The organism is Candidatus Poriferisodalis multihospitum, from assembly GCF_028283155.1.
In the GTDB taxonomy this organism is placed as follows: domain Bacteria; phylum Actinomycetota; class Acidimicrobiia; order Acidimicrobiales; family Poriferisodalaceae; genus Poriferisodalis; species Poriferisodalis multihospitum.
Genome location: NZ_JAPYOK010000120.1, coordinates 111209 through 124443, shown reverse-complemented (window position 1 = coordinate 124443; position 13235 = coordinate 111209). Strand labels below are relative to the sequence as shown.

12 protein-coding genes are annotated in these 13235 nt (G+C 67.8%); 6 read left to right on the top strand and 6 right to left on the bottom strand.

The features are described 5' to 3' along the window. Positions 1 to 761: ATP phosphoribosyltransferase (gene hisG / locus VI480_RS14875; protein WP_323673644.1), on the bottom strand; the 761-nt coding region annotated here is incomplete at its 3' end. A gap of 105 nt (positions 762 to 866) precedes the next feature. Beyond that, complete coding sequence (locus VI480_RS14870) at positions 867 to 1343, bottom strand: hypothetical protein (protein WP_323673643.1); 477 nt, start codon at positions 1341 to 1343, stop codon at positions 867 to 869. Between the two features lie 212 nt (positions 1344 to 1555). Between VI480_RS14870 and infC the strand changes: the two genes are divergently transcribed. The 6 genes from infC to pheT all read left to right on the top strand — a co-directional run bounded on the left by infC (position 1556) and on the right by pheT (position 7333). Further along, positions 1556 to 2119, top strand: a complete 564-nt coding sequence (infC, locus tag VI480_RS14865; protein ID WP_323673646.1) for a translation initiation factor IF-3 — start codon at positions 1556 to 1558, stop codon at positions 2117 to 2119. A 142-nt stretch (positions 2120 to 2261) separates the two neighbouring features. Continuing rightward, complete coding sequence (gene rpmI, locus VI480_RS14860) at positions 2262 to 2456, top strand: 50S ribosomal protein L35 (RefSeq protein ID WP_323673642.1); 195 nt, start codon at positions 2262 to 2264, stop codon at positions 2454 to 2456. Between the two features lie 64 nt (positions 2457 to 2520). Then, the gene (gene rplT, locus VI480_RS14855) at positions 2521 to 2889 is read left to right on the top strand and encodes a 50S ribosomal protein L20 (RefSeq protein WP_323673641.1); all 369 of its coding nucleotides are present in this window, start codon (positions 2521 to 2523) and stop codon (positions 2887 to 2889) included. A gap of 59 nt (positions 2890 to 2948) precedes the next feature. Continuing rightward, positions 2949 to 3725 carry a TrmH family RNA methyltransferase gene (locus VI480_RS14850; protein WP_416246704.1) on the top strand — a complete coding sequence of 259 codons (777 nt, stop codon included), beginning with the start codon at positions 2949 to 2951 and terminating at the stop codon, positions 3723 to 3725. 94 nt (positions 3726 to 3819) lie between these two features. Beyond that, positions 3820 to 4872, top strand: coding sequence for a phenylalanine--tRNA ligase subunit alpha (pheS, locus tag VI480_RS14845; protein ID WP_416246707.1), 1053 nt, complete (start codon positions 3820 to 3822; stop codon positions 4870 to 4872). Positions 4873 to 4909: 37 nt separating this feature from the next. Further along, positions 4910 to 7333, top strand: coding sequence for a phenylalanine--tRNA ligase subunit beta (gene pheT / locus VI480_RS14840; protein WP_323673638.1), 2424 nt, complete (start codon positions 4910 to 4912; stop codon positions 7331 to 7333). 48 nt (positions 7334 to 7381) lie between these two features. On the opposite strand, the gene VI480_RS14835 is transcribed toward pheT, so the two are convergent. The 4 genes from VI480_RS14835 to VI480_RS14820 form a co-directional block, all read right to left on the bottom strand. After that, complete coding sequence (locus tag VI480_RS14835) at positions 7382 to 8302, bottom strand: D-isomer specific 2-hydroxyacid dehydrogenase family protein (protein WP_323673637.1); 921 nt, start codon at positions 8300 to 8302, stop codon at positions 7382 to 7384. 49 nt (positions 8303 to 8351) lie between these two features. Then, a complete protein-coding gene (locus VI480_RS14830; RefSeq protein ID WP_323673636.1) occupies positions 8352 to 9170 on the bottom strand; it encodes a glucose 1-dehydrogenase in 819 nt (272 codons plus the stop codon). A gap of 9 nt (positions 9171 to 9179) precedes the next feature. Further along, positions 9180 to 9989 (bottom strand): glucose 1-dehydrogenase, encoded by an 810-nt coding sequence (locus VI480_RS14825; protein WP_323673635.1) that lies wholly within the window; start codon positions 9987 to 9989, stop codon positions 9180 to 9182. Between the two features lie 147 nt (positions 9990 to 10136). Continuing rightward, positions 10137 to 13187, bottom strand: coding sequence for a cytochrome P450 (locus VI480_RS14820; RefSeq protein WP_323673634.1), 3051 nt, complete (start codon positions 13185 to 13187; stop codon positions 10137 to 10139). Between the last annotated feature and the right edge of the window lie 48 nt (positions 13188 to 13235).

The window sequence follows — 13235 nt, the reverse complement described above, 5'->3', positions numbered from 1 at the left end:
GCCTCGCCGCCCCACAGCTCGTTCACTGTCGGCGCCTTCATCGATGGCAGCACATCCACCACGGCGTCGAGGTGCTCACGGCCCACGTTCAGCTTCACCAGCACCTTGCCCCGCGCATCCAGCACTCCGTCGAGCAGCGTCTTGATCTGTGTCATCGCTCGCCGCTTGTCCGGGTCGGCGTAGGCAGCCTGGTTGGTGAAGATCTCGGTGTAGCTCGTGAGGATCTCGTCGATGATCCGCAGGCCCGCAGCGTGCAGGGCCCGGCCGGTCTCGGTGAGGTCGACCACGGCGTCCACGATCTCGGGCGCCTTCGCTTCGGTGGCGCCATAGCTCAGCCGCACGTCCGCGTCCACGCCGCGCTCAGCGAAGAACCGCCGGGTGAGCTCGGGGTACTCGCTCGACACCCGCACCCCGTTCGGCAGGTCGGTGAGCGCCTGGAACTTGCTGTCATCGGGCACCGCCACCACGATGCGCACCGGCCGCGACGTGGCCTTGGAGTAGCGCAATTCGCCCAGCGAGACCACGTCGCTGCTGGTCTCTTCGATCCAGTCCCGTCCGGCGATGCCCAAGTCGAACAGGCCGTCTGCCACATATGACGGGATCTCCTGGGGCCGCAGGATGCGCACATCGTCAATACGCGGGTCATCGACCGAGGCGCGGTAGTCCACCGCCGAGCCCCGCCGCACCGGCAGGTCCGCATCTTCAAAGAGCTGCAGGGTCGCCGCTTCGAGCGAGCCCTTGGGGAGCACGAGCTTGAGCACGGGCGGTAACGGTACCCGCAGCGCTTCGCTGCGCCCTGCTGATTTTTCTCGCTCAGGATGGCGGCGTGCCCGAGCCCCGAGGTCGCTTTGCTTCAGGCGCCTCGTCTATTCGCCTGCTGTCTGGCGCTTGTGGATCTCGACGTAGGCGAGGCGAATCTGCTGCAGCGCACCTTGCAGCGTGTCGCCGGCCGGCAGCTGGTCGGCGAGGTTGTCCACCAGCAGGCCCAGGGCGTCGATCGGGAGACGTGCCTCAGCCAGATCGGGAGGGTCACGCCGCAGATGCAAGGCCGCAAGCTCGAACAGCCCCATCATGTGGTTCTGCACGATCTCGGCCGCGGGCACCGAGACGAGCTGCTCCTGGGCCTCGCGCAGCTGCTCCTGCATTGCGGCGAGCTCTTCGGGATCGAACGGCTCGCCAGTGCGCGGATCGATCGGGAGCCCGGTCTCGGGGTCGATGTCGAGTTCGCCGGCGAAGGCGCCGCCCTCTCCTTCATCGGCCGGGGGCGGTGGGCCGCTCGGCGGCTCGTCGGCGCTCTCGCGAGGTACCCGATGCTCGCCCTCGGGTGTCCACAACGTGCTCATCGCTGACCTCCCCGCCCCGATTGGCTGTGCTGGCACACGCCGATGCTGCCGTGGCTGTGCTGGCTTTCTCCAGCGCTGTTACCCTACGGCCCCTACAACAGGAACAAGCGGGGTCTGACCCCCACCGGACCGCCCCAGGGCGCGTTCTGGTACCGGGCTCGCACAGGATGCCGCGTGGACGAGGAGCGTCCTTTGGACAAGCGAGTACGGCCATAGCACGCGCAAGTGACGGTGACGCCCGGATCAACGAGGACATCAGGGTCCGCGAGGTCCGCTTGGTCGCACCCGACGGCGAGCAGATCGGCATCAAGTCGGTTCCCGAAGCGCTGCAAATCGCCCGCAACATGGACTTGGACCTCGTCGAGGTGGCGCCCAACGCCGCCCCGCCGGTCTGCCGGATCATGGATTACGGCAAGTACAAGTACGAGGCGGCACAACGGGCGAAGGAATCGCGACGCAAGGCGACTCATGCCGGCCTGAAGGAGATGAAGTACCGGCCCAAGATCGGGACTGGCGACTTCGGCACCAAGACGGCCAAGGTCTGCAAGTTCCTCGAGGACGGCCACAAGGTCAAGGTCACCGTCATGTTTCGGGGACGTGAGGTCTTCCATCCCGAGCTCGGCGGCCAGATCCTCGAGCGGGTTGCGGAAGCGGTTGCCGATGTCGGCAAGGTCGACCAGTTTCCCCGCCTCGACGGGCGCAACATGACGATGTTGCTGAGTCCTGACCGCGTTTCACGTCAGCGTCGCAAGGCCGCAGATCCGCCCAACGACTGAGCCAGGGCGACTGGGCCCCTGAGACACGGCGGCCCGAGAGGCTGAGCGTTCGCCGCGCCGCCTACGGCCACGCAACCAACCCGGCTGTTTCGGATGTGCCGGGCCATTCAGATCGAGCCACCACAAGCAAGGCAGCAACACCATGCCCAAGATGAAAACCCACAGCGGCGCCAAGAAGCGCTTCAAGACCACCGGCTCCGGCAAGCTCGTGCGCCGCAAGCGCAACCGGAATCACCTGTTGGAGAAGAAGTCGTCGGCGCGCAAGCGACGGCTGGCACTCGAAGGCGAAGTGTCGGCGGCCGACGCCAAGCGCGTCAACCGGATGCTCGGCCGCTGAGCGGCACCGCTCGAGACACGACCCGCGGACGAGACGATCCGCAGACAAGCGAGGACAGATCAACGTGGCACGAGTCAAGCGATCCGTAGCCAGCCGCACCCGTCGCAAGGCGACGCTCGGCAAGGCGAAGGGCTACTACGGCAACAAGAGCAGGTCATTCCGGGCCGCCAACGAGCAGGTCATGCACAGCGGGCAGTACGCGTTCCGCGATCGCCGGGCCCGCAAGGGTGAGTTCCGGCGCCTGTGGATCCAGCGCATCAATGCTGCTGCTCGCCAGAACGGCACCACTTACAGCCGTCTCATCCACGGGCTGGATGTTGCGGGCGTCGCCGTCGACCGCAAGAACCTGGCAGATCTCGCCGTGAGCGATCCTGCAGCATTCACTGCGATCGCTGAGCGCGCCGAGGCCGCCCTGACTGAAGCAGCAGCCTGAGCGCACATTCCGGCCCACAGCCGCCGTCAAAAGCCGCTCTGTCGCGGCTGTCGCGCCTGGTGCGCGACCGGCGCCAGCGCGATGCCTCTGGCCTGGCTGTTGTGGAAGGGCCTCGGGCGGTGGACGGAGCGCTGGCCAGCGGGGCAACGCTCGAAGCTGTGTTCGCCCGCCCGGAGCTCATCAGTCGCTACGCGCCGGAAGGTGCGCCCGCTGATCATCCCGACGCCCAGCGCTTGGGCGCCGGTTACCGGCAGCAGATCGGAGCGATCCATCCGGTGCCGGCAGACGTGCTCGACCCGCTCGCCGACGCCATGAATCCCCAAGGTGTGCTTGCCATAGCGCGATTCGCCGACGCACCTCTCGATGAGGCGGCGACGGCAGAGCGGGTGGTTGTGCTCGAAGCAGTACGTGACCCTGGCAACGCTGGCGCCGTCGTACGAAGTGCTGTCGCTGTCGGGTTCGGCGCGGTCATCGCCACGCACGGTTCGACCGATCTGTGGAGCCCGAAAGCGCTGCGCGGTGCGGCGGGGCTCACGTTTGGGCCGCTGGTGTGCCGCGGGCACTCGACCGCCGAGGTGCTCAGCGCGCTGTCCGATGCTGGCCACGTGCGCGTGCGAGCAACGCCCGACGGCGACGTCGGTGTGGACCGGCTGCCGAGCGCTGAACGCATGACGCTCGTGGTGGGCAACGAGGCACATGGGCCGTCGACTGAGGCGGTCGGGGGCACCGACGTGGCTGTCTCCATTCCCATGCAGCGCCCGGTTGATTCGCTCAACGTGGCCGTGGCCGCTGCCGTGCTGATGTACACGATGAGAGAAGCGGCCGGTAATTCCTGACCATTCGGACCTGTTGCGTCGTACCCTGCCTGCCGTGAACGGCCCGGCCACCGACACCCCCGCTGGGGCATCGCCCGAAGCGCTGCTCGCCAGCATCGACGCTGCGCGTGGCCAGGGATTGGCCGCGGTCGCTGCTGCAGCGACCAGCGACGAGCTGACACAGGTCGAATCAACGCTGTTCGGGCGCAAAGCTGCGCTCGGGCAGATCAAGCAAGGCTTGGGCTCGCTGCCGCCTGACCAGCGAGCCGCGGTCGGGCGAGCGCTCAACGAAGCGCAGCAGGACCTGCGAGCGGCGCACGCGGAGGCCGCCGACGAGCTCGCCGCCTCGGCACGCCGGGAGCAGTTGCAGCGCGAGTGGCTCGACCTCACCGAGACGCCGCCGGGGCCCGAGCGCGGCCACCTGCACCTGGTCACCCAGACCACCGAACGCCTCGAGGACGTGTTCGTCGGCATGGGCTTCACGGTTTCCGAAGGCCCCCAAGCCGAGACCGACTGGTACAACTTCGAGGCGCTCAACCTGCCGGCGGCGCACCCTGCGCGCTCCATGTGGGACACGCTCTACCTGGACCTCGGCGAGCGCACCGAACTCGGCGACGGCGAGGGCGGCGAAGCGTCCAACGTGGTACTGCGCACGCACACCTCGCCGGTGCAGATCCGGGTGATGGAAGTGCAGCAGCCGCCGATCTACACGATCTGCCCGGGGCGCGTGTTCCGGCGCGACACCGCGGATGCCAGCCATATGCCGGTCTTCCACCAGATCGAGGGTCTTGTGGTCGACCGGGGCATCTCGTTCGCTGACCTTGCGGGCACGCTGGAAGAATTCACCTCGGCCTATTTCGGCAAGGCGATCTCGTCGCGGCTGCGCCCCTCGTACTTCCCGTTCACCGAGCCGTCTGCCGAGTTCGACATCACCTGCGTGATCTGCGAGGGCGCCGGCTGCCAAACCTGCCAGCGCACGGGCTGGATCGAGCTAGGCGGTTGCGGCATGGTGCATCCCAATGTGCTCGCGAACTGCGGCATCGATTTCGAGGAATGGACGGGCTTTGCCTTCGGCTTCGGCATCGACCGTCTCGCGTTGATGCGCCACGGCATCGACGACCTGCGCGACATGTACACCAACGACATCCGCTTCCTCGGCCAGTTCTGATGCCCGCGGATCTGCTTGGGTATGGGGGACAGCCCCAATGAAGGTGCTGCTGAACTGGCTGCGCGAGTTCGCGCCCATCGAGGGCGACCCCGCTGAGCTGGCCGATCACTTGAGCGACCTCGGCATGGCTGTCGAGGAGATGCGCGTGCTGCCGTCGCTCGACGGTGTCGTCGTTGCCCGCGTGGCCGGCCTGCGGCCTCACCCGGAGGCCGACCGCATCCAGTTGGTGGACGTCGAGTTGCCCGGATCACCGGGTGAGGGAACGGATGGCGCGCTGCAGGTGTGCTGCGGCGCGTTCAACATGTCGGTCGGCGACTTGGTGCCGCTCGCCACCGTCGGCACGACCATGCCGGACGGCATGCAGATCGGTGAGCGCCGCATGCGCGGCCAGCTCTCTCAGGGCATGTGCTGCTCCGCCGCGGAACTTGAGCTGGGAGCCGATGCCGAGGGCATCATGATCCTGCCCAGCGAATTTGAGCTCGGCGCTCCGCTCATGTCGCAGCTCGGCCTGGCCGGTGACGTGCTGTACGACCTGGAGGTCAACCCGAACCGTCCCGACGCCATGTCGGCGGCCGGGGTGGCTCGTGACCTGGCGGCCCGGCTCGGAGTGCCCTTCCGTATCCCCGCGCCGGTCGTCAGCGAGACCGGCGAGGACATCTCGACGGTCGCATCGGTGGAGATCATCGACGCCGATCTGTGCGGCCGGTTCGGTGTGCGCGTCATCCGGGACGTGTCCATCGGCCAGTCGCCGCTGTGGATGCAGGCCCGGCTGACGCTGTGCGGGATGCGCCCGATCAACTCCGTGGTTGACGTCTCGAACTACGTGATGCTGGAGCTGGGCACGCCGAACCACACGTACGACCTGGCGCTTGTGCCCGGCGGTCACCTGGGGACGAGGCGCTCGGCGGGTGGAGAGCGTCTCGTCACGCTCGACGGCAGCGAACGCGAGATGCTCCGGGGCGACGGTCTGATCGTCGACCGCGACGACCGGCCTATCGGCATCTCGGGAGTGATGGGCGGCGAGAACACCGAGATCGGCGACAGCACCACGGCGGTGCTGCTCGAGCTCGCGTGGTGGGATCGCCTGTCCATCAGCCGCACCTCCCAGCGGCTTGGCCTGCGTTCAGAAGCCTCGATGCGCTTCGAGCGCGGCACCGACCATGAGCTCGTGCCGATCGCATTGGACCGGTTCTGCGAACTGCTGGACCGGGTGACCCCCGGCGGCGTGTCGGTGTGCCGCGGCCGGCTCGACGGTCGCGGCGATCTGCCCCCGACCACCCGGGTCCGTGTGCGCCCGGCCCGCATGAGCCACCTGCTGGGGCGGTCATTCAGCGCCGATGAGCTGCGCGGTCTGCTCGATCCCATCGGTCTGCAGTGCACTGTGGCCGATGACGGCGCGCTGGAAGTGACCATTCCCAGTTTCCGACCGGACGTGGTCACCGAGACCGACGTAGCCGAGGAGGTTGCCCGCCACTACGGGTACCAGCGACTGGGCCGCACCGTCCCGCGTTCACCCGAGCCGGGTCGACTGACGCCCGCCCAACGATTGCGTCGCGAGCTGCGGCGTGTGCTGGTGGGGGCGGGCCTGTCCGAAGCCATGCCCAACCCGTTCCTGGCTCCCGATGCTGTGCGCCAGGCCGGGATCGACGGCGCAGAACCAGTACGACTCCTGAACCCGCTCGCGACCGAGGAATCCGTCCTTCGGCCGTCGCTGCTCCCCGGCCTGGTTGCCGCAGCTGCGTACAACTCCTCCCATCGCAACGACTCCGTGTCGCTGTTCGAGATCGGTGTCGTGTTCGGCCCCCCGACGGCGGGAGGCGGCGACGTTGCTGCCGCAGACACCACTGCCGCCGCGGTACTGCCCACCGAGACAGAGCACCTCGGCGCCATCTGGGCGGGCGGCGAAGCGGCCGACGCAGTGCATCTGACTGAGCTCATCGCAACGGCATTCGGTTTCCACCTCTCGCTCACGAACGCGAACGACCTTGACGGCATGCACCCCGTGCGCGCCGCTCAGGTGTTGCTGGACGGGCAGCCTGTCGGCGTCGTCGGCGAGGTCGACCCGGTGGTCTGCGAGCGCCACGGTCTCTCGCAACGCTGCGCCTGGCTCCAGGTGAACGTGGAACCCCTGCTCGCGGCGGCATCCGCCTCCGCCGAGCGGCCCTACCAACTGGTCTCCACCTACCCGTCCAGCGACATCGATTTGGCATTCGCCGTGCCGGACGGCGTCCAAGCGTCACAGGTGCGCAGCACGCTGCTCGCTTCAGGCGGCGACGAACTGCGCTCCGTCGAACTCTTCGACATCTATCGAGGCGACCAGATGGACCTAGGCACTCGCTCGCTGGCCTATCGCCTGCGGCTGCAAGCCGACGATCGCACGCTCACCGACGAGCAGGTAGCCGACATCCGCCAACGCTGCATCGACGCCGTTGAGCACGCCCACAGCGCAGTGCTGCGCTGAGGCATCGAATGCACCGTATCGCTCCCGTCGAATGTGGACGGAACGGCCTCAATAGCCCAAGTCGAGGTACACGGGGCCGACCAGTGGCGCGCCCGCAACGCGCAGCGCCACGTTGGCGGTGACCCGCTCGGCCAGCAGCACGAGGCCCATCTCGGGCGTGTTGCCGATGTGGGGCGTGATGAGGCAGTTCGGCAGGCTCCACAGCGGGTGGCCGTCAGGGAGTGGTTCGGGATCTGTGACATCCAGCGCGGCGCCGCCGATCTGGCCGGCTTGAAGCGCTTCGACGAGATCCTCCGTGACGATGTGCCCGCCGCGTGCCACGTTCACGATCCAGGCGTGATCGGGCAGCGCCGCCAGTTCGGCCGATCCGATGATGCCTGCGGTGTCGGGCGTCAGCGCCAGCGCAAGAAACAGCACATCGGTGCACGGCAGCACCTGTGGCAATTCATCCGGTCCGACGACGCGCGCGGCCCCGCTCATGGTTGTCGGGCGGTTGCGCACCACGGCTACGTCGCATCCGAACGGCTCGAGCAGGCGCAGCAGCGACTCGGTGATGCCGCCGCCGCCCAGCACGGTCACCGACGCGCCGAGCAGGTTGCGGCCTTCGGGGGCTGTCCAATCTGATGCGCGGGCGTAGGTGGCCATGCCCCGCATGCCGGCCAGCGCCAGCATCAGCGCGTGCTCCGCGACGGGCTCCGCGTACACACCCTTGCCGCAGTACCACTCGACGGCAGGTCGTGCGGTCACGATGTCGACGACGGGTTCGATGCCCGCGTAGGGCAGCTGCACCCATTCGATGCCGGGATTGGCGTCCACCAGTTCCCCGATCAGGTGCGCCTGGGTGGGCTCGGCCCACACAAGCGCCGATGCTTCGTCCGGCGTGCAGACCGTGCCGCCGCCCCGCGCCACCGCCTCGGCCAACACCGGGCGCCGCCAGCAGTCGGGCTCGACGGCGACTAGCACGCTCATCGTGCCGCCTTCGTGACGCACCGCGGCAGACGCACCGTCTCAGGCCCGCTCAGCGGATGTCGGCCGCGAGGCCGCCGTCGGCGCAGATGATTTCGCCGGTCACGAAGCTGGCTTCGTCACTGCACAGGTACAGGCAGGCATTGGCGATGTCAGCGGGCTCGCCGAGCCGACCCAGCGGCGTCTCGCGTTCGCGCCCGCGCACCCATTCGTCGCTGTGGGTCATGAATGCCGTCATGGGCGTGCGGATGTACCCCGGGGCGACAGCATTCACCCGGACGCCGTACCGGTCGAGTTCTAGTGCCGCGCAGCGGCTGAGCATCCACACGCCTGCCTTGGATACGCAATAGTCCGCCCCGCCGGGCAGTGCCATCAAGCCGGCCACCGAGGCGATGTTCACAATGGCGCCACCGCCGCTGTCCCGCATTCGGCGCGCAACCGACTGGTTGGTGAGCATGACCCCGGTCAGGTTCACATCGAGCACCCGCTGCCACGACTCGAGCGACTTGTGGAGCAGCCACTGGTCGCCCCCCTGCCAGGAGTCCTGGCCGACTTGGTCGGGGATCTCACGGCTGACGTAGTCGGCATGGGAGATGCCTGCGGCGGCGACACAGGCGTCGAGGCGGCCGAACGCGGCGACCGCGGCATCGGCCATGGCCTCGTTCTGTTCAGGATCGGCCGTGTTCACTTGCGTCCAAGTCGCCTGGCGGCCGCGACCGGTGATCTCGGCGGCGACCGCCTCGGCCCGATCCGGATTCAGGTCGGCCACCACTACCGATGCCCCTTCCTCGGAGAAGCGCAGTGCGCAGGCCCGGCCGATGCCCGATGCGCCGCCGGTGATCACCGCGACCTTGCCGCCCATTCGACTCATCGCGCTAGCTCAGCGGCCGGCGGCCATGACGCCGCCGTCAGGGAAGATGATCTCGCCGGTCACGAAGCTGGCGTCGTCGCTGCACAGGTACAGGCAGGCGTTGGCGATGTCGTCGGGCTCGCCGAGCCGACCCAACGGCGTCTCGCGTTCTCGCGCCTGCACCCACCGCTCGTTGCCCAGCACGGCGCCGCTCATGGACGTCTGGATGTATCCGGGACCCACGGCGTTGACGCGGATGCTGTATCGACTGAGCTCGAGGGCCGCGCAGCGAGTGAGCATCCAGACGCCGGCCTTCGAGACGCAGTAGTCCGAACTGCCCTTGAGCACGTTGGTGCCTGCAATCGACGAGATGTTGACGATGGCGCCCCCATCGTTGTCGCGCATCTTGCGGGCCACGGCCTGGTTCGTGAGCATCACGCCGGTCAGGTTCACGTCGAGCACCCGCTGCCACGATTCCAGCGACTTGTCGATGAAGAACATGTCGCCGCGATCGAAGCGATCCTGCCCAGCCTGGTCTTCGATCTCGCGGCTCACGTAGCCCGAGTGTGAGATCCCCGCCGCCGCGACGCACGCATCGATGCGCCCGAAGGTGTCCACCGCGGCGTCAGCCATCGCGTCGTTCTGCTCCTGCTGCGAGGTGTCGACCTGCACAGCGATGGCGTCGCTGCCGAGCGCGTTGATCTCGTCGACGACGCTTGCCGCACGGTCGGGATTGAGGTCGGCCACCACGATCGACGCGCCCTCGGACGTGAAACGCAGCCCGCATGCTCGCCCGATGCCCGATGCCCCGCCGGTGATCACCGCCACCTTGCCCTCCATCCGACCTGCTGTGTCGCTTGACGCCGCTCCATGCGGCGCTGTGCTTCCTGACGCCATATCCCCTCCACGTGCACTCGAGTGGTCAGTAACGCTGACCGTGAGAGATCATGCCTTACCGGTGTGGCTCAAGTCGGTTGAGGCAGTTGATCAACCCGGGTTGCTCACGCGCGACTTGAGGCTCTCCCGTCGCCCGCGGATGAGCCGCCAGGTGACCCGCTCATGTTTGGGCGAGATGCCCATGGCCTGGCGGATGATGCGTTCATCGACATCTTCGGGTGCCGGGGAGAATCCGATCTCGGTGGCCATCCGGACACCGTTGCGGGCGAAGAACGACGACGCGATGCGCTCGAACTGAGCCAGCACCTCCATCTCGGGCTCCAGCTCGCTGGTCACCGAGCACAGGTAGGCGAAGTTCTTGATGAACAGCATTAGCTCCTTGGGAATGCGTGCGCCGTTCGCCAGCAGCCCCGAGATGAGCGCCCGGAACTCGGCAGTGAACTCGTCTTCGGTGAGCTCGAGTGGGTCGAAACCGGGCCGATCCAAGCGCAGATCGGCAATGACTCGCTCGGGGTTGCTGCCAGGCCCGAACGCACCCAGATCGATCATGCCGGCGATCTGCGACTGCAGGTCGCCTGTGAGCAAGCCCACCACATATCGCAGGAAAGCAACCCGCTTGGGCCCTTCGAGCCGGCCGGTGATGCCGAAATCGACGAGTCCGATCACGGGCGGCTGGCCCGGCGGCGTGCCTTCGGTATCGATGAACACGTTCCCGGCGTGGAAGTCGCCGTGGAAGACACCGGTCATGCACGCACCGTGCAGCAGCGCATCGTTCATCTGGCGGAAGATGGCAGCAGCTTCGCCGTCGGCAAGATCCTCCGAACGGAGCTCGCTCAGCGGGCGGCCTGCTACCGGGCTCATCACGATCACTCGCTCGGTCACGCCGGCGAGCACCGGTTCGGGTACCTGCCAGCGGCCGGTGGTCGTAGCCCGCAGCGCGCGGTCGACTTCGAAGAGGTTCGCCACCTCGACTCGGAAGTCGAGCTCTTCGGTGATGGTCTCTGCGAACAGCTCCACGAGCGCCGGCGGATTGGCCAGCGCCGTGATCGGGATGCGACCCACGAGCTTCGGCGCGAGCCATGCCAGTACCGCGAGGTCGCGCTCGACGCGCCGTCGGATGCCAGGTCGCTGCACCTTCACCATGACCGGTGTGCCGTCCGGCAGCCGCGCCGCGTGGACCTGCGCAATCGACGCGGCAGCCGTCGCCTCGGTGTCGAATTCGGAGAACTGCGAATCGATGTCGCCCAGCTCAGCCTCGACGACGTCGCGGATCGCGGTCCATGACTCGGCTGGCACCTGGTCGCGGCACAGGCGGCACTCGGCCACAAGCGCATCGGGGAATACCCCCTCGCCGGCCGCGATCAGCTGTGCCAGCTTGATGTACGCGGGACCGAGCTTGGTGGCCGCCAGCCGCAGCCGCCGGTAGATCCGCTCCCGCCTCTCGTCGGGATCGAGTCGCCGGTCCAGCAATCGTCCGGCGTAGACGGCCCAGCCAATACGAGCAGCCGTGACTGCAAGGCGAAATACAGGAGGGAACTTCGGGCGCGCGATCAGCTCGGGCACGCCGTCGTGGATCGCCCGGCGGATCGGCGCGATCGAGGCGAGATAGCGGTCGCGCTCGGCGGATGTTCCGAGATCTGTCTCGACATCGGCGGGCGGCAGCGTCCCGGCCGGCACGCGTTCGGCCAGCGGCGGCGCATTCAATCGCAGGTGCATGCGAGACGGCCCCCAGATGCCCAACGAGAGCGGCTTCCACTGCACCGGTTCGCTCAGCTCGAAGCTCTCGACACGCTCAATGAACACGCGCAGCGCCTCCTGTAACTCCGCCCGCGCCAGGAATGCGCCCAGGCAGTGGTGTGCGCCGCTGCCGAACGCAAGATGGGGATGCTCGCGGGGGACAAGCGGGTTGAACTCGTAGGAGTCGAAGCTGTGCCGGTCTGGGTGGTCCTCGTGAGCGACTTCCTCACCGTTGTGGGCAGGTGCCGCAGCGTCGGTTACTGCGTGAGCCGGGCAACCGCCGCTGAGGCTGGCGGCGTGCAGGCCGATCATCACAACAGTGCCGGCCGGGAACAGCAGGTCGTTCACGACGACATCGGTGGTGGCGATGCGCATCGCCGTGCGCACAGCCCCGATGTAGCGCAGCGATTCCTCCACATAGGCGGGGATCCGGTCCGGATCGGCCCGCAGCGCTGCATACTGCTCCGGCCTATCGGCCAGCACCGCCAAGGTGGCACCGAGTTGGTTGCGCGTCGTGTCGGTGCCGGCGATCAGCAACGCCTCGACCATGCCGATGAGTTCGTCTTCGCTCAGCCGGTCGCCCTCGTCAGACACGCCAATCAGCTCAGTGAGCAGATCGTCGGCCGGCTCGGCCCGCCGGCGCTCGATCAGGTCGACCACGTATGCGCCGAGTTCGGCCTGGGCTGTCGCGATGTCGCCGAGCCTGCTCACGACGGCCTCGGCGTCTCCGTCGAAGAGCCCGAAGATGGTCTCGGCCCATCGGCCGAACCGGCCCCAGTCGTCATCGGTCACGCCCAGCAGGCGGCAGATGACCGGTACCGGATAGGGGTCGCACAGCTCCGAGACGATCTCGCCCCCCCCGCCGGCCAACAGCGGTTCGAGCAGTCTCGTCGCGTGCGTGGCCATGAAGGGTCGCAGCCGGTCTGCGGCGGCAGGCGTGAAGGCACGGCCGAAGAGCCGTCTCAGGCGGCGGTGATCGTCTCCTTCCAGCGACAGCACGTTCGGCCGTGCTCGCATGGCCTCGCCGCCGGTGCTCACGGGTGCGTCCCGGCGGGCGCGCGCCATCAGCGCGTTGAAGTTCACCGTCGTACGCCGCGCACTGTCCGTCCCGCCGCTGTCTCGCCCATTGCCGTCGAACCCTGTGCCATCGAGCATGGCGACGCCCGCGAGCATCGAGATCCATGCAGGATCGCGCAGGATTGTCCGGGCCTCGTCGTAACCATGGACGAACAGCCCGAACGGGGTGCCCACGATCCAGTCGCCAGTGCGGCCGAGTTCACGGCTCATTGCCACCAGATCAGCAAACTCGCCGATCGCGAAGTCGGCGAAGGGAACGGCTCCTTCGTCGTCGACCGAGCGGGCCGATGCTTGCTGCGATCCAGGCGCTGTAGCAGTGCTGCTCACAACCCCTATCTCATCATGCACGCCGCCTGGTTCCACCGCGCACTGCCT